This window comes from Mucilaginibacter aquariorum (assembly GCF_024498135.1).
Taxonomy (GTDB): Bacteria; Bacteroidota; Bacteroidia; order Sphingobacteriales; family Sphingobacteriaceae; genus Mucilaginibacter; species Mucilaginibacter aquariorum.
Genome location: NZ_JANHOH010000001.1, coordinates 1,632,920 through 1,650,185, shown reverse-complemented (window position 1 = coordinate 1,650,185; position 17,266 = coordinate 1,632,920). Strand labels below are relative to the sequence as shown.

Genomic DNA, 17,266 nt, shown 5'->3' with positions numbered 1-17,266 from the left:
TTTATTGAACCGCAATTAACTATGAAAATTCCGCATTAATATTGATAAATATTTAATGAGCTTTTTCTCAATGAATAAATGATTGTTAGATTATTTTAAAATTCCTTATTGTAGCTCTGTGCTTAAAAATTACCTTTTAAAACATTCAACATTAAAGTTTGAAAGAGATGCCAATAACTACACAACTGATAGCAATAAAAGATTTGCTACCTATAAAGCCCTTGATTTTGAAACCTGTAAATATCAGGACAAGAGTGAAGATTTGGTAATTATTGATGGTAGTCTTCATCGGTTTTTTAATGATGGTGGGGATAACGCTAATGATTTTAAACTATCAGCATTAATTAAAACTGCATTGGAATTTTGTAAACAATTTGAGATACCGCCTAATATTGTAAAGTTACAATCTCCAGAGTTCGGACTTAATATTGATTTAGGCTTTAAACCAGATGAAGAGTTCTTTGATAAGTTTATTGTATTGCAATCTGATGGGGGAAGTGTACGCCCTTCAACGATAGATAGTAAAGATAAAAATGGATACAAGTTGGGACGGTATTTTACAATATCTGACCAATACCATTTCAAAATCTATCATAAAGTGGGTAATATTTTAAGAGTTGAGGTGAGGATTTTAAAGACCCAAAAACTTAGAATGCTGCACGGTCTTAAAAATTATAATCCGACTACATTCTTGGAATTTCTTAACCCTGAAGTAATTCAAATAATTGGAAACTTAATACTTGACACTTTCGATAAAATTCTTGTTGACGAACATATTTCAGATGGAGGAGATATAAGTGATGATGATTACAAAACTTATTTAATTCTTAAAAATCCTACGACTTGGAGAAAAGGAAATTTAAATAAAGAGGAGCGTAGAAAAGCTAAAATAAAAATTCAAGATTTACTTGATAAATACGGTCATGATAGTGTTAAACAGACGATTCATGGCCTTTTAAAAGATAAGTTAGAGGAATGCTTAGAGATGGATAAGGAATCGTTAGAGTGCTTTAAAATCCTTAAAGCCGAAGATTTTTTAACAATATATAATCGAGAGATTCCACCAGATTACCATTCTATAGAGAGTAATCTGGTGGAAGAGAGTAGGCCATGTTATTCGCCTGATGATTTGTTCAATTCAATAGTAAAATCATTAGATGAAATTTATTTTGAACAGGTCAATTTATCATTGCCTCCTTTTAATAAATTCAAACGTAAGCTTGCTGATTTTAAAGCCAATTTTATTTGGGCTATTAAAGAAAATAAGTACTTGGAGTTGGGTGATTGAAAAATAAAAGTCTCCATACATTCGCTGTAGGAGACTTTTAACATAAATCTTATCACAATAGTAAGAAGATTCTTACTGTTAGATATTCAAATTTTAAAAAATGCCACTTAAATCTTTTTTGGTGTTTCGTATATTCAACAGCTATTTTTAGAAAAAGACACCAACGCCCCCATTCGGAAATCGTTGTGTTTTTCATAAATAAATTCTAAAGTAATATTTAATCACATTGATTACTAAACTTCAACAAGTATAAATTACCTTTTTTTTCTAACTGAACTAATATGCAAGAATCACTTCCATCGCTCAAGGCCGGTAAGTAGAAATGATTTTCTCCACCACTTTTTTCATGAAACACGAGGTAATATTGAAAAATTTCTGCCTTGTTAAGCTTGGTAGTTACAACTTTCCTTTTCAGCCCATCCAAAGGGTCAGGTAATATCTTTGATGATTCTGTTACAACTTTTCCATTAGGATTTTTAATGTTTTGATTTGTCTTTAAAGCACCATTGGATAAAATAGGGGGCTTTGATGGTAGCATTTCATCCTTTAATGTATATGCTACGTACGGGCTGTTGCTAACTTTATAATCGGTGGCATTCGTAATAACGACATTTACACGTTCATGCTTTGCATCTGGGAAGTATAAGCTCAATTGATATGGGTACTTATCTCCACCTAACGCTCTGTAGCTCCCACTTATTCCAAAATATTTTTCAGTTGGTTCTTGATAGTCATATTCTTCGGTATGTATATGGCTAAAGATGCCCCCATGCGCATCTACAACGTCTACTGTAATATGTCGATTTTTCTTGTTATGATTAGCATTAATATAAACATACGGCTTACCGGAAATATTATATACGGTGTATTTGGTAATAAACACACTGTCGTCTGGATTTAAATATTTTTTGGAATAGCTCAACTTGATAACCTTATTTTGGTAGGAAGTAATTGTTTGACGATAAGCAAGATGTTTTGTGATTTGTTGAGCTTGGCTTAGGAAAGAAAATAATAAGAAACTAATTATTAACGCTTTTTTCATTGAGAAAGGTTTTTATCCAAAGATAAAAAAAGAATTCAATTGGAGGCTTAAAAGCCTCCAATATTCTTTAAAATCAATAACACATTTGAGGCTAATGGTTGATAAAAAAACTATAGCCAAGAATATAGGAGCCAATCTCAAGAAATTAAGAGAACGGAAAGGTTTATCTATGCAAGCTTTGGCGAATTTGGCAGAAGTTGAAAAAAGCCAGATTGTTAGAATTGAGAATGGTCAAGTGGATGCTAAAGTCTCCAGTTTATTTATTCTTGCGGGCGCCTTGGAAGTAGATGTAAAAGAGTTTTTACATGAGGTTCCAGTTAAATTTATTAACTAATAAAACAGGACTTTTTTTTGGGTGTTTTTTCACTTTTCAAACAAAAACCGGAGCCAAATGTAAACTACTAAAAACAGTAACTCTTTGATACAAGTGGCTTTAAAACAGTAAATTATCTATTTTTTAAAATAATAGAATAATTTACAAAATCTGTGAAAAACAAGTGGATGCTCAACCTTTGAACTTTTTGAAGTCAGAGTTTTTTATACATGTACAGAACCATCAATTAATCCTTAACATTAATAATTGGATTTTCATTAGCGCACCTTCCCTCCAAAAAAATAGAATATTCAAAAGGAGATTCGACATTTTGCAAAACGTAAATATTTGCTATCAATTCAGCGTTAACTCCATTGCTATTTGATGGAATAATTACTGGAAAATCTTTTCCCTTTAAGAGTATTTCTGCTAATTTATGTGCGTTCATATATTTGCTATAAGATTTTTCACCTTCATAACTGTTTTAGTTGACACTTTAACGTTATTACCAATTTCCCGAACTGTTAAGCCTTTACGCAATCCTTTAATTATTTTTTGGGATGTGGGTTTATCCAAAAATGTTTTTTTATTTTCTGAGGTGCCTTCTGGCCTGCCGAGCTTGCCGCCATTTTGAACATATACTAACCTACCTATAGTAGTTCTTTCCTTAATGTTTTCTAACTCCAGTTCGTAAAGTGAAGACATCACAGAAGAAATCATTTTCCAAATAGGATTTTTCTTTCCGTTGGGTCGTGATTCAATACCTAAGTTTTTGATAATGACATTGACACCTCTTTCTTCAAGCCAACCGAGAACATTAATTACGTCACCTGTATTTCTTCCCAACCGTGAAAATTCTTCGACCACAAGTGTTTTAACTAACCCTTGCTCAACTAACTTTATTATTTTCTTTCCTTCGGGTCGGTCTTTAAATGCCAAGGTTCCTGACACTCTATCCAAAAAGGTTTCATCATATTTTTCTTCATCAGCAGAGAAACGATTACCCGTTTGTTGTAATGTGGAAACCCTATTGTATTTAATTCGCATATTTGTATTCTTTTTAATCTTAGATTAAAGTTACTACAAAAAACGATTAACTACAAGCTAGTTCTGTTTTATTTTCAGATTGTTTTTGTATTACTTTATTTCATAATTAAATGTAACACGCTTAAATCCGAAAGAATTTCGCAGAAGGTAGCATTAATATCAATGTATAGTATATTAGTATATTAGTGAAATATTTCAATTAGAAATTTTTCTAATTTTAGTGGTTAGTAAACTTTATACTACATGTCCCTAAACTCCTTACACGATAATATAAGACGATATATTTCGGTAGAAGTGTCAAGTGTTTCGCTACCGAATCAAGCAAAGACGAGTTATGTATTTACTGATTTAAACAGGTTATTAGATATTCTTTTAAAAGTATTTGACAGCCCAATAAGTGAACCTCGTTTAAAATCGGTAGGTGCCAAATTTTATGAACACTTAAAAATAATCATAGAAGCGGATTTCAATACTTTACCACAGGCGGTTGAAGGTTTAGCGACGAACCTTGAAGCATATCTAAAACTAATAGGATTTTATCGATATGGGCTAACTGTTTTATGGAACGGTGATGCAAGTTCGAAAGGGTTGAAGGAAACAATGTTTGCTAATCTTACCGCTGGTAAAATTGCTCCTCAAAAAAACTGCAAACCAATTAAATTACCAATTCCTTTAATTAATTATACGGGTGATAGAATAACCATTTTTGATTTCATAAGAAATGATTTAAGAAACAATGTTCATAACGCTGTATCATATCAAAGAGCGGAAGTCATACAGTTAGCCAATATCGCCATCAGTGGTTATTTATTAATAACTGAAGACAATCAGCTTTTACTAAAACAATCTGTGTTTCCAGAATACCAGTACCTCAAAAGAATTGTTGGGTCAGACAAAAGCAAGGGACTAAACTCAGTTTATGTTGAGTTAATAGGTGAAGAAATCAATAAAGACATTGATGTTTTAGCAAAATCTGTGATTGATGAACGAATTTTAATCGACAATTTGCTTGATTATCAAAGCTTAGATGATTTTGATAAAATATCCGAGGGGGAATTAATTCCAGAAGAGCAAATAGTCGACAACATACTTTCAATTGTTAAAAAACACCCTCGCTTACATCTAATTGGTGAAGCCGGTTCAGGAAAGTCTACAGTACTTCTTAAAGTTCTTATTGACGGCGCAATTGAAATACTAAATAATGGAGACATTGATAAAAAATTCCCTTTTTATATCCACGGTGGCGAGTACAGACCGACCAAAACTTTTGCACAAATAATTTCTAAAAAAATTGACTATGATTGGTTTTGTAACGCAATAGAAAATGGTAAAGTACAATTGTTGTTGGATGGTTTAAATGAGATTCCTGAACGATACAAGGTCGATGCTTACAAGGAAATTTCTGACCTCATTAATCAAAATGACAAGAACTGTTTTGTTCTTTCAGAACGAAAAATGTTTTTTAAAAATTCATTTGGACTTCCTGTTTTTGAATTGAAGCAATTAGATTATGAACAAATTAAAACCTTCATAAATAGGTATGCCAAAAACGCAAGCGAATCTTTGTTAAGGAATATTGATAAAAGTAAAAATCTACTACAATTATCTTATAACCCTTTAACGTTAAAGATGCTGATTGCAGTTGGCAATAGAGGTGATTTTCCGGCAAATAGGGGACTATTATTCAAAAGCTTTATTGATACAATTCTTAATCTCGAAAATCTTAAAGGAAGCACAATTGATAGTCTTCTAAAAATTGATGTTTTGGCAAATGTCGCATGGGATATGAGAAATGGGGATACGGTTAGCATGCCTGTATCTAAGTTCAAACACTTAATCGGCAGTTATTTACCACTGTATACGAATAAGGTTGGAATTTTAGATTTTTATAAGGATTCTATCAGTTCACTTATTCTTAAAAAAAGTGATGATGATGAAATAACGTTTTATCATGAAACATACCAAGAATATTTTGCTGCTTTAAAATTGAAGCAAAAATTTGAGATAGATTTTAACTTCGATTTAGATATAAACAACCCTCGGTTTTTTGATACAATTGTGATGTGTAGCGAATTACTCTCAAATGAAAACTACACACTCAAATTTTTTGAAAGTATTTATTTAGGTTCAAAATCACCAGTCCATAAATCAATAAATAAGTTAAACGCCGACGACGTTGGCGACAATGTGTCGTTAGGTGCAAAAATTGCCTTTTCTTTAAAAAAAATATATCCCTCAATTTATGAAGTAGCCGAAACATACGTGTTAAATCTTTGCAAGCTTTGGAAGTACTTTTATCAGATTGATGGAACTGAAATTCTTCCTATAGAGACACTGTTTGCTACCATTGGTTGTATCAATTCGGAAAAAATATATCGTTATATCACGTTTGATTATGAATGGCTGGATTTGTGGGTCAACAGTAGTGATAGAAAGTCAAATGTTTTTAAATTCACACACTTAGATTCCTTTGATTCACTGTCCAAAATAATGATAGCGGAAATACCGGATTTTCAGCCTTTCTATGATGTCCTTAAAAATTTAAGCATACGTTTTTTTGGCTCATCATACGTTGTAAATAACTTACGTAAACTTGAAAATAGGTTATTGAATAAACAAAGCGAAAATGAATTATTAGAGTTGTATGAGCGAGATAAGGATTTCAAAATATTTCTTCAATTAGTAAGGCTTGATATTAAATATTTAAATAGCTACCCTATTAATTTATCTACTTCTAGTGACAACGAAAAAGTTTTGAATACACTTATTCGTTATCATATTCATTTAGATAGTGCGAGGATGATAGTTTTAAAAGAAATAATTAACAGTGGTATAAACAATAATCTGATATATTTTTTTGCAAGGGTACTCATAGATTTTGGCTACGATGACCATTTTTTCAAGCTTTCAAAGGCGCTTTTTGCAGATAATCCAAAAGGCTATGCTTCAATAGTTGTTTTGCTCCAAAACTACACTTTTGTAAAACTTCCTCTCGACATTCAAAACTTCTTTGTTTCGGATATTCCAAATACGATTTGCTTTAATTATTCAAACCTTACCAAGAGTCATTTCAAGGTTAAAGGAGAAGATGCTGATAAGGTTTTAATCGGCAGAAATTATTCTTTCAACGATAATATTATTCAAATAAAAAACATTGCACCTCATTATATAAAAGGAGAAAAATGTATTGTAGTAGGTCACACAGATTTGTTGACCTATGTAAATCTCCTTCCTATAACAGGTAATGTCGAATGTGAATTAAATGGAAAACAAGTGGTCTACGAGTATACCCATTTTAAATTGTCTCGTAAGGCAAAAAAGATTTTTTTTATATTAAAAGAGCAACAAGAAAAATATGAGATTAACGCTCATAAAAGTCTATATAAAGTTTCTATCAATGGCATTTTCGATTGGAAGTTTTTTGGGGTTGATTATCATTTTATCGAGGATACAAGCGAATTCAATATCAAATATGATATAGTAGAGATATCTCAAATTGAAAGTAATAGTCCTACTTCGGGAATAATGATATTACAAGGGATTCCAGTAAATTTATTAAAGCCACAAATTTACCATCCTGAGATAATCAAAACCAATAAGCACATTCTAAGATTATTCGAGCGGGATTTTGCGGAAAACAATGTTGAGGCTTTCGTTTCTTCTTTAGGTTTAAAATACCTATTTATTAATCAATTATCTAATTTCCAATTTGGCGTGGTATATGAGTCATTAGAAAGAACTGTAAATATTTATGACGTAAGAAGCAATAAAATTCGACAGTTCAACAAAAGGTTGGGAAATGTTCTTGAATTTAAGGTCAATGACTTAATATTTATAGAAGATAACTTTTTCCTCCATAAACTGGAAGATATTTCGTTGATAGCGGGCAGTATAAATTTTTCAATAGGGCAGGTTGTGAAAGTAAACCATGAAAAACAAGAGGGATTTATTTCCGACTCTTCAAATCATCTCAAAGAGGATTTTTATTTCAAATATGCCTTTTCTGATTACATTCCTAAGATAAATGATAAAGTCAATTTTTTACCTGCAATCAATCCCGCTCGGAACTTAAATCGACCTATGGCAGTAAGAATATCTTATTTAAAAATTTAAAGTCGCCTAATTTTTTAGAAATGGAGACAACTTTATGTAACGCTAAATTAAGAATATAGAGGCCAAATTTGGTATCGAAAAAGGCGTCAAAATCAATCCAAAAAGATGCTTTTTAATACTGGTTTAGTAATTCAATTTTTCGTCTCTTGCTATAATCAGCCATATTTTTTTTATTAAGGTTCTGATTTTACTAACCAACAATTTGTATCCAAGGGATATCTACCAATAACATACATTTAAAATCTTCATGGTTTTAGGTTTATACTTTTAATCTATGTGTAATTCCCGAAGATTAAGTTTTTCAAAGATAATAGCTTGGTAAACCTTCACTCATCGAAGTATACCTAATTTTAGTGTATTTTTATGAATACACGTTCAGCAGCATATTAGAGCAGACAATTTATAACTACACCTAAGCAGAAATCAAATTAACAGTAAATTATATGTTGACATATAACGAGCTTATCGAATTAAAAGAAAAGTTGGCTAATGGAAAGATTGCGTTAGAGTATGCAAAAGATTTATATTGGAATGATTTTGAAGAAGGGAAACGGGCATGGCATACAAAAGATTGGAAAGAAAGACGAAGTGAAATAATTAAAGACAAATGCGAAATATGTGGCAGCAAAGAAACTTTAACATTACAACATCTTTCCCACCCCCAAAAATATAATGATTACGAACGAGAGGTAACTAAAAAACACACTCAAACTTTCATTGGTTCTAACGCCATCGTTGGTAAACGTGAATTTAGTGAACACGTAATAAAAAACTATGATTATGTCCCTATTACTTTGTGTCCAAATTGTGGAGATAACCGACCTAATAAGAGAGTGAGAAAACTTCCACAATACCTTTGCGTACAATGCCGACACGAATTTGATAAACCTATTTATAAATCTGTGGATGAACTCATTGCTATTTTTTATGAAAATGAAGAAGCTCTTGATGTTCGTGACAAATGTTTTATCTCAAAAGATAAGTGGAAAAACAATCATAATTTATCCAATGTAAAGTATTGGTTTCAAAGAAAAATGGTGAAAAACATACAATCTGAAATAATTGGGAAGGAAGCATTTTTACTGTATTTAGATGACACCATAAAATATCTTTCTTTTGAAGATACAATTACTGCTTGTAAAAAATGTGCATTTAACTTTGACATAAACAATATTGAATTATGTCCAAAATGTAGAGAACATTACAAAGGCATTCAATATCCAACCTGTATTCAATGTTTATCTAAAGAAAGGCGAAAAGCAGCATTGGAAAAGATTGAATTTAGAAAAGAATGGCACGCAATACATAAAGAGCTTGGAATTGACTAAACAATACCAAGTTACGGGGCATTTAAAAACCCCTATCAGATTGATATTATGCCCTATAAATTTATTGAATGAGGTTTACAGGTATTCAGCTATATCAATAAAAGAACAAATAACCAACACCTTATTTATTATAAAATTTTACTAAATATAATGAAGCAACCCGAAATTAGTATAGAAGAAGGTCAAAGAAGGATTAATGAAGTGTTTGAGAACCTTCCTCAAAAAATGGGGTCATTATTAGAAGACTTAAAGGATAAAGCTACTAAGTTTGAAAGCTTACAGCTGATATCAAATATAAGCCACTATAATCACTTAAGAGACACTCGTAGATATTCGGACTACAACGATGGGCGAATGGCTGTTATAGCAGAATTAGTAAGTATCCTATGCCTCAAAATAGGTTATATTGATAAATGTGAAATCACAACTGAAAATATTAATGAAAAACTAAAAGAGCTTCAAGATGTAGCAGCACAATATTTTGGTATGTTTTCTTTAAATCATTCCAACAATAGATTAGGGGAAGAAACAACACTTCAGCGAATTACCAATAAGCTAAACCGAGATGAAATTGTGGTTAGAAATCCGGGATTGATTGAGCACCATTATATGATAGTTGAACAACTATTTAAAGAGCTTAATCCAGAGATTAAAAAACAGTTCGGTTTTGATATAAATGATAGTTTAGTAATCAGAAAAAGCTTAATTAAGCTTTTTCAAAATCGAATTAAAATTGCTCTCGATAGCGCACATGATAAAACAGAAATAGCCAGGCTTGAAGTACTGAAATTTAGAAATACAGGTAGCGTTACCTTTGATGGTTTGCTCTCTGTTGGTGATTTGAATCAGCTTAAACCATTTTCTTCTAAGAAGCTAAAAAACATTCTGCTTTATCATTATATGAATGAGATATATTACAATTTGAGTTCGATTTATGCTTTTACTGCCGGAGATTTAGCTAATCACTGTCAAGTTAGCGTAGAAATCGCTGAAAATTTTTTAAAGCCCTTTGCTTGTGAATTTGGTTCAATAAAAGAAAACATAGAAATACTTGGAGCGCTTACAATCTTAAGAACCAAACCAGTTATAAAAAAAAATGATAAGTATATAATTCCATCATTTTCGCTGTTAACTTGGGCTGTAGAACCGACTATAGAAGATTACTTCAAGCAGTATACTAAGCTTTCAAATAAATTTAAAGATATCAAACATGATTATCTATTAAGTTTTAGTATAGAATTATTGAGCACTATGATGCCTAACGCTCAAATTTATCCATCAAATTTATATTATACCTTACCTGATGGAAAAAGGTGTGAGGCTGATGGACTAATAGGATATGATACAACATTGTTTGTAATAGAAGCTAAAGGGAGTAGGATTACAAATAAGGCCAAGGACGGCAGTTATGAACGAACTGAAAATCATTTAAAGGAACTTATTAGAGATGCAACTTTACAAGGACAGCGCACAATAAATTTTATTAAAAACTCTGAGAACGCAAGTTTTCGTAACAAGAAAAATCAATCAATTGATTTTGACCCAACTCAATACGATGAGTTCGTTTTGGTCAGTCTTACTTTAGAACCCATTGGTAATATCACGCCTCTACTAAAAGTTAATAATGATTTGGAATATTTTGATGAACATCAGTTTCCGTTAATTCTAAGCATTTATGATTTGATTGTGATGGTCGACCATTTTGAGCACCCGGTATTTTTTCTTCATTATTTAAAACGACGTAAAAGATTTTTAGAGGTTCAAAAAGTTTATGTTTTTGAAGAAATTGACTTAATGGGTTACTATTTGGCAAATGGTTTATACATAGAAAATTCTCTTAGAAGGGCTGAAGAAGGTAACATAAATGTATTAAGTTTTGATAACCAGACAGATGAAATTAATGATTATTACATGTATAAGTTTGGGCATAAAGAACAATTTACACCTAAAGTAAAGTCATTTCATCCAGAAGATTTTATTGCCCTACTAAATGCAATTGAAGCGTCTAAAATTCAGCATCGTGTTAAAATAATGAGTGAATTTTTAGAGTTTAACAGTGATTCTATTAGAACGCTGATAGATAATGTTCATAAGGTGAAAAAACAATTTTCAGAAGACGGCGACCTACATGATTGCTCTATTTGCTCATCTAAAGATGGTGGTGGGGTTGGTATTACCTTCATGACAGCAAGCAATCAGACCCAACTTGATGAAAAACTATACCATTATTGTTTATACAAACTTCATCAAGTAAAAGCAAAAATATGGGTGGGAATAGGCGATATAAATACTTCGACTGATAACTATAATATTAAATGCTCATTTTTCGCAATGAGTAATAATTAAGATTTAATATATTCACCTAATCTTAAACCTTATTCGGAATGTCAACAAACAGAGAGAAAGCTCGCGCAATATTAGAATTAGCAAACCAAATTGAGGCTATATTCGACCAAAGTGATTGGATAGAGCTTGGGTACATAGTTGGGGAGAACCAATTAATTGAAGGCCATGGCAGACTACTCAGAAGCTTAGGTTGGGGAGATGATGACTACAAAGGCAATGTGCTCGAAGTGTTAACTAAGATAGTTGATGCTGCCCCTGAAAACTTGCAAGATATTAAAGATTTCATCTCAAAGAAAAATGGTAGCCCTGAAGTGTCCGAGTTCGTTTCCACCGGCCATGTTGAGGTACCAAAGAAAATAATTTCATTTTCTCCTTATGTTTTTCAAGTTCCAGATAAGCCTCAAAATCAAAAGTTAGTTTCAGTTATGCTTCCATTTAGCCTTAATGATACGTTTGAAACTGTTAAGGCTGCTTGTACAGAGCTAAACTTGGAATGCAAGAAGGCAGACGACATTTGGGTTAACTCTACTTTTATACAAGATATATTCGAGCTGATATTTACAAGTAAAATTGTAATAGCTGATTTTACTAATAAAAACCCAAATGTGTTTTATGAAGTTGGGATAGCACATACATTAGGTAAAACTGTAATTCCAATATCACAATCTATTGACGATGTACCCTCTGACTTAAGGCATCATAGGGTATTAAAGTATTTGCCAAACACAGAAGGTTATTCTAATTTAAAAGATGAGTTAATTAAAAGAATAAAAACAATTTTACCAGATTCAACAAATTGGTTTTAATCAGACCAAACTATTAATCTTTCACTATAATCATGGCAGGTCATATTAATAATAAATATTTTTTATCAGAATTTATTGAAACTCATAGAAAAAATTTAATATCGAAAATTAATACCCTTGAAATAACAGAGGAATCAGATACAATAAAACTTACTGCAAGTTTTATTGAACAGTTTACTATTGAGCTGTTAAATCTGGAAGAGCCTGTTCCATCAAAACCAACTGAAACCTATATTGAGAAAAGGAGCGTTTTTGATGATATATATAAGCAAAAGGTGTATGAAATAAAAGTTGAAATTCCATTCACGGGTAACAAGCAGCTTTTTGATTGCAAACCATCAACTTCAACAATAGTATATTTTGACAACAAATTTCAAATAAATGTTAATTCCGTAGTTTTTTGGATTGTTTTGGAGGAATTAGATGCAAATAAATTCCATGCAGAAGTATCAAAATTTAAAGGAAAGCTATCGGTTAACCTCAATACAATTAATGCAGAAGTTACATTATATAACAATCAGTTAGATAGTGCCGTATCATCATTAATTAATAATAGAACAAGAACTGTTGCTCAAAAATTTGATTTTATGGAGAAAATCGGGTTAAAAGTTAATCCGAAATCAGATGAGTACTTAACCCCGTCTCCAGTTACAAAAAAACAGATTCCAACGCCTGTATTAGAAACACAAAGAAATCTCGATAAAGCTACAGTACCAATCTTACAGGACAAAGTATATCAGGATATAAAGGAAGTGCTTTATAATGTTGGAAGAGCGATTGAACGAAAGCCCTCATTGTATTTAAATAAGCATGAAGAAGATTTAAGAGATATTTTTCTTCTCTTCTTAGAGACAAGGTATGATTCAACCACAGGTGTTGGCGAGGCGTTTAATAAAAAAGGTAAAACAGATATTCTATTAAAACATGCCAAAGATGGGAGCAATTTATTTGTAGCAGAGTGTAAGTTTTGGAAAGGACAAAAAATGATGTTTGAGGCAGTCGACCAGTTATTGGGGTATTTAACCCATAGGGATTCTAAAACAGCCGTAATGACTTTTGTTAACCAAAAAGATTTTTCTTCTATTATTGAAACATTTAGAACTGAAATTATAAAGCACCCCAATTTTAATAGATTTCTTACAGATACTTACAGTTCTTCAATAAGTTATCAGTTTTCATTGCCATCTGACTTAAAAAACACCATTCAGATTGAATTTATGTTTTTTCATTTTCCAAAACCTTAAAAGATACCTATTACATGAATTGTTGATTGTCAAGAGTTCAGCTAAATCACAGCCCTATGAAAAGATTCATTGCCTATTTTGACTATCTCGGTTTTAAAGACTTTATTGAAAAAAACGATTTGGAATTTCAACACCAGATAATGAATAATAATTTCAGGGATATCGAGATTGCATTGAGTAAAGGTAAGACCATTGAAACTCGTAGAGGTTTTATTCCTGATATTGATGAATCTAACATCAATTGTATGAACTTTTCAGACACAGTTGTTTTTTGGACAAATGATGATTCAGAAGAATCATTGAGAGAAATATTAAGAGTTGCATTTACATTTAATTACCATTGCATAGAATTTACTTTTCCGCTTAAAGGAGCTATTGTGTATGGTGAAGTAACTCATGTTGATTTTCGGCAACAAAATGGCGGCGGTGGTATATACAATATCAACTCTTTTTATGGAAAGGGTATAATTGAAGCTTATTTGAAAGCCGAACGGCAACATTGGGCAGGAACGGTTATAGATAGCTCCGTAATTGAAGAAATAATTTCAAAGGAATTAAATCCAGAGGAAATACTCAAAGAGGTAGCCAAAAAATATATGGTGCCTTATAAAGAACCAATAGAAAGCCAAGAAGAAGAATATGCTTTGAGATTAGTAAAAGGCGATTTACCTGAAGCAGCTTTTCAAAATGTTAGTAAGCAAATTGCAAGAAATTTTGGAGAATACAATAAATCTGTTGAACATCATACGGTTCAACAGAAATTGGCTAACACAATAACTTATTTAAAAAGCTTCATTCCATAATAAAAACCCATCAATTAATGGAATTATCACCCCGGCTATCCTTTGATTCTTAAAAAACTATAACCTAAAATCATCATAACGTCCAATGACACAAAAAATAGAGAGTGAAAAATTACTTGTTAGAGAAGTATTTACTAAATGGTTCCGCATCCCTGAATACCAACGGCCTTATGTTTGGCAGAATGACCAAATAAGTGAACTATTAGATGACATTATGCAGGCCTGCACGTCTAATCCTGATTCTGATTATTTCCTTGGTTCAATGGTTCTTCAGAAAAAAGAAAAGATTGAAGGTGGAACTAAGTATACCGAATATGATTTATTAGATGGTCAGCAAAGGCTAACTACACTATTTTTAATTACAGCAGTAATTAGAGATTTAACACCACCAACCAGTACAGCAAGATTACAGTCCTCTCGTGAAGCTATTTTCCAAATAGCAAATGATGATGATAATATCCCGGAGAGAATTAGAATCGTTTTTGATATTAGAAGTCAAGTAAAGGATTTCATAAACGAATTTGTTAAGGATGAAGGTGGCACCAAGAAAAAAACAGAATTGTTAGAGAAAGCAAATAATTCTTATGAAGATACCTCCATAAGAAATATGGCTAACGCAATTGTTAAGATTCATGAATACTTTATTGAGAATGATGTAAATGCGTTTTATAAATATTTACGCTCCAATGTATTGATGATTTATGTTTCTGCTGAACAGCTTGAAGATGCATTCAGAATGTTTACAATCATGAATAACCGTGGTGTTAAATTAAGAAACAGCGATATTCTTAAAGCAGAAAACCTTGGTCAAATCACTAACGCAACAGTTAGGATGGACTTGGCTAAGAAATGGGAAGAAACAGAAACTTATTTTGGTGAAGATTTTGATGCTTTTCTTTCCTATCTCCGAACGATTCTTGTTAAACAAAAAGCTACAGTAAGTCTACTAAAAGAATTTGAAGACAATATTTACAACCCTAAAGTTTACGATAGAAACACCAAAACCTATACTAAAATGCCTGCTCTCTTAAATAAGGGCGAAGATACGTTCAAGTTTATTGATAGGTATAAAAAGCATTATGAACAGTTGTTTGATAATGATAATTATAATCTTACCAGTAGCTTCGAGGTTCATAACTATCTTCATTTAATGGAGAAAGGATTTGAAGCAGATTTTTGGATTGCTCCTTTACTCAGATACTACGATAAGTATAAGTCAGAAAACTTGATTGGATTCATCAAAGCTTTAGATAATAAGTTTGCTCACGATTGGTTACTTGGTTACACACCTACCATTCGTATTGAAAATGTAAACGCCATTATCCAGGCTATAGATGATTCTACAACGACTGGAGAAGTTATTATTAACCCGGCTTTGAAAATTGAATCAGCAGAGCTTAAAACAGTATTTTCAGGCAATGTTTATGGTAAAAGGGCTGCACGATATGTTCTGCTAAAATTAGACCTATTATACCACGGTCATACTACCAAGCTGGAGATGCCGGAAACGATAAGCATAGAACACATCTTGCCACAAACACCAGTTGACAGCAGTCAGTGGAAGGTTGATTTTACTGATGATGAAAGAATTGAGTGGACTAATAAATTAGGTAACCTTGTTCTAATATCCAGAAGGAAAAATTCGTCTCAAAGCAATAAGGATTATACTGATAAAAAGGAAAAATATTTTAAGCACAACATTGAGCTTTTTAGTAATTCTATAAGAGTATTTAATCAGTTTCCCACTTGGAACCTCAATGATGTAAAGAAAAATCAACTAAGTGTTCTAAATCAAATAAACCTGGGTTTTGGTATATAATGGAAAATGAACCGCAAAAGTATTTATATAAAGATTTAATAGCATTTACAAACTATGTAAACCTTAACTATATTGACCTTATTTTGGCTAAAAATGATATTAAAACTGAACATAAGAGGTTTTTATACACGGTACTTTACAAGCTTAATAGTGGTTTAGATAGCTGTCAATTGTTTGTATATAATTTTAATCAAACAGAAAGGCACTTGGATAGTCTATTTTTAATTTTGAGAACGCTTATTTCAGATTCCTTAACAACTTTATATGTTATCAATAAAGACACAAAATCTAATGAGGATATTCTTAAAAATATCATGACTTTATATACCGACCATCTCAAGTACGGGTTAATGAATTTGGGTAAATACGGGAGAAAGATATGGGGCTATTCAGAAGAAAAAATAAACGAGGAAACTAAAAAAATCAAAAAAGATTACTCGGAATTTTTTGATAGAGATGGTAACTTTAAATTTAAGCCATTTAGAGTTACTATAGGCGATATAGCCGAATACTTAATAAAGAATCATGCGGATAACATTTCTGAAGCCTTGGTTATTAAAGGTTACGATTTATATTATTTCTTTTCAAAATATGAGCATTTAGGGGTTTTGAGTTTACCCTTGATTCATCGGCAATATGACCCGGAAAACAAGCCGGAAATTTTAAGACAAGTTGGTCAAGCCATAAATGTGATTAGTTTTATGATTGAATATTGCTTAAAACATTGGTCAGATTTCAAGGTGGAAGACGACGCAGATTTCCAAAATTTGTTAAAAAATTTATCAAAACATTCATAATAACACTTATAAAATGGCACTTAAAGAAGAACAACTTTTAGCAATAAAAAATAATTTCAACGCATTAATAACAGATAACCCGGCAAACCAATTATTTCGATATGATTTGAGAGAGAAGCAAAATGAAAAGCTGCAAAGCTTTGTCGATAGTGGTCAACTTAATGATAAGCAGAGCGAAGAATTTCTTGTAATCCAGTTAGAGAACACACTTGAAAATTTTCGTGTATTAAATAAAATAGCACCTAATAATGAATTAGGGGTGGATTTCAAACCAATGATTGAAAAGCTTACAAAGCTTTTGAATGAGCATAATGAATAAT

Annotated in this window: 14 protein-coding genes; 11 read left to right on the top strand and 3 right to left on the bottom strand. The window is 31.6% G+C overall.

The features are described from left to right. Window positions 1-82 precede the first annotated feature (82 nt). Window positions 83-1,288, top strand: coding sequence for a hypothetical protein (locus NPE20_RS07150; protein ID WP_256537925.1), 1,206 nt, complete (start codon window positions 83-85; stop codon window positions 1,286-1,288). A 217-nt stretch (window positions 1,289-1,505) separates the two neighbouring features. Here the strand turns inward: NPE20_RS07150 and NPE20_RS07145 are convergent, their stop codons facing one another. Continuing rightward, a complete protein-coding gene (locus NPE20_RS07145; RefSeq protein WP_256537924.1) occupies window positions 1,506-2,330 on the bottom strand; it encodes a hypothetical protein in 825 nt (274 codons plus the stop codon). A 94-nt stretch (window positions 2,331-2,424) separates the two neighbouring features. Here NPE20_RS07145 and NPE20_RS07140 point away from each other — a divergent pair, with 94 nt between their 5' ends. Beyond that, the gene (locus tag NPE20_RS07140) at window positions 2,425-2,664 is read left to right on the top strand and encodes a helix-turn-helix domain-containing protein (RefSeq protein ID WP_256537923.1); all 240 of its coding nucleotides are present in this window, start codon (window positions 2,425-2,427) and stop codon (window positions 2,662-2,664) included. Between the two features lie 226 nt (window positions 2,665-2,890). Here the strand turns inward: NPE20_RS07140 and NPE20_RS07135 are convergent, their stop codons facing one another. Together NPE20_RS07135 and NPE20_RS07130 are read right to left on the bottom strand one after the other, a co-directional pair. Next, window positions 2,891-3,091: a hypothetical protein gene (locus tag NPE20_RS07135; RefSeq protein ID WP_256537922.1), complete on the bottom strand. Its 201-nt coding sequence runs from the start codon at window positions 3,089-3,091 to the stop codon at window positions 2,891-2,893. After that, window positions 3,088-3,690 carry a recombinase family protein gene (locus tag NPE20_RS07130; protein WP_256537921.1) on the bottom strand — a complete coding sequence of 201 codons (603 nt, stop codon included), beginning with the start codon at window positions 3,688-3,690 and terminating at the stop codon, window positions 3,088-3,090. Before NPE20_RS07130 ends, NPE20_RS07135 begins: the two co-directional genes overlap by 4 nt. Before the next feature lie 243 nt (window positions 3,691-3,933). Here NPE20_RS07130 and NPE20_RS07125 point away from each other — a divergent pair, with 243 nt between their 5' ends. From NPE20_RS07125 to NPE20_RS07085, 9 genes are all read left to right on the top strand, one after another. Then, window positions 3,934-7,803 (top strand): NACHT domain-containing protein, encoded by a 3,870-nt coding sequence (locus NPE20_RS07125; protein WP_256537920.1) that lies wholly within the window; start codon window positions 3,934-3,936, stop codon window positions 7,801-7,803. Window positions 7,804-8,246: 443 nt separating this feature from the next. Beyond that, a complete protein-coding gene (locus tag NPE20_RS07120; RefSeq protein WP_256537919.1) occupies window positions 8,247-9,131 on the top strand; it encodes a hypothetical protein in 885 nt (294 codons plus the stop codon). A 150-nt stretch (window positions 9,132-9,281) separates the two neighbouring features. After that, a complete protein-coding gene (locus NPE20_RS07115; protein WP_256537918.1) occupies window positions 9,282-11,477 on the top strand; it encodes a hypothetical protein in 2,196 nt (731 codons plus the stop codon). Between the two features lie 38 nt (window positions 11,478-11,515). Continuing rightward, window positions 11,516-12,283: a hypothetical protein gene (locus NPE20_RS07110; protein WP_256537917.1), complete on the top strand. Its 768-nt coding sequence runs from the start codon at window positions 11,516-11,518 to the stop codon at window positions 12,281-12,283. Between the two features lie 32 nt (window positions 12,284-12,315). After that, a complete protein-coding gene (locus tag NPE20_RS07105; protein ID WP_256537916.1) occupies window positions 12,316-13,527 on the top strand; it encodes a hypothetical protein in 1,212 nt (403 codons plus the stop codon). A gap of 56 nt (window positions 13,528-13,583) precedes the next feature. Continuing rightward, entirely contained in the window at window positions 13,584-14,330 is a 747-nt protein-coding gene (locus NPE20_RS07100; protein ID WP_256537915.1) for a hypothetical protein, read from the top strand. 85 nt (window positions 14,331-14,415) lie between these two features. Then, window positions 14,416-16,149, top strand: coding sequence for a DUF262 domain-containing protein (locus tag NPE20_RS07095; RefSeq protein ID WP_256537914.1), 1,734 nt, complete (start codon window positions 14,416-14,418; stop codon window positions 16,147-16,149). Next, window positions 16,149-16,946, top strand: a complete 798-nt coding sequence (locus tag NPE20_RS07090) for a hypothetical protein (protein ID WP_256537913.1) — start codon at window positions 16,149-16,151, stop codon at window positions 16,944-16,946. Before NPE20_RS07095 ends, NPE20_RS07090 begins: the two co-directional genes overlap by 1 nt. Before the next feature lie 13 nt (window positions 16,947-16,959). Then, complete coding sequence (locus tag NPE20_RS07085; protein ID WP_256537912.1) at window positions 16,960-17,265, top strand: hypothetical protein; 306 nt, start codon at window positions 16,960-16,962, stop codon at window positions 17,263-17,265. Window position 17,266: the final 1 nt, after the last annotated feature.

What these genes read in the sequence shown, in the direction of transcription:
- NPE20_RS07100 (WP_256537915.1), top strand. Translation starts at nt 13,584, where the DNA reads ATGAAAAGATTCATTGCCTATTTTGACTATCTCGGTTTTAAAGACTTT.
- NPE20_RS07140 (WP_256537923.1), top strand. Translation starts at nt 2,425, where the DNA reads ATGGTTGATAAAAAAACTATAGCCAAGAATATAGGAGCCAATCTCAAG.
- NPE20_RS07125 (WP_256537920.1), top strand. Translation starts at nt 3,934, where the DNA reads ATGTCCCTAAACTCCTTACACGATAATATAAGACGATATATTTCGGTA.
- NPE20_RS07095 (WP_256537914.1), top strand. Translation starts at nt 14,416, where the DNA reads ATGACACAAAAAATAGAGAGTGAAAAATTACTTGTTAGAGAAGTATTT.
- NPE20_RS07105 (WP_256537916.1), top strand. Translation starts at nt 12,316, where the DNA reads ATGGCAGGTCATATTAATAATAAATATTTTTTATCAGAATTTATTGAA.
- NPE20_RS07085 (WP_256537912.1), top strand. Translation starts at nt 16,960, where the DNA reads ATGGCACTTAAAGAAGAACAACTTTTAGCAATAAAAAATAATTTCAAC.
- NPE20_RS07110 (WP_256537917.1), top strand. Translation starts at nt 11,516, where the DNA reads ATGTCAACAAACAGAGAGAAAGCTCGCGCAATATTAGAATTAGCAAAC.
- NPE20_RS07090 (WP_256537913.1), top strand. Translation starts at nt 16,149, where the DNA reads ATGGAAAATGAACCGCAAAAGTATTTATATAAAGATTTAATAGCATTT.
- NPE20_RS07115 (WP_256537918.1), top strand. Translation starts at nt 9,282, where the DNA reads ATGAAGCAACCCGAAATTAGTATAGAAGAAGGTCAAAGAAGGATTAAT.
- NPE20_RS07135 (WP_256537922.1), bottom strand. Translation starts at nt 3,091, where the DNA reads ATGAACGCACATAAATTAGCAGAAATACTCTTAAAGGGAAAAGATTTT.
- NPE20_RS07130 (WP_256537921.1), bottom strand. Translation starts at nt 3,690, where the DNA reads ATGCGAATTAAATACAATAGGGTTTCCACATTACAACAAACGGGTAAT.
- NPE20_RS07120 (WP_256537919.1), top strand. Translation starts at nt 8,247, where the DNA reads ATGTTGACATATAACGAGCTTATCGAATTAAAAGAAAAGTTGGCTAAT.
- NPE20_RS07145 (WP_256537924.1), bottom strand. Translation starts at nt 2,330, where the DNA reads ATGAAAAAAGCGTTAATAATTAGTTTCTTATTATTTTCTTTCCTAAGC.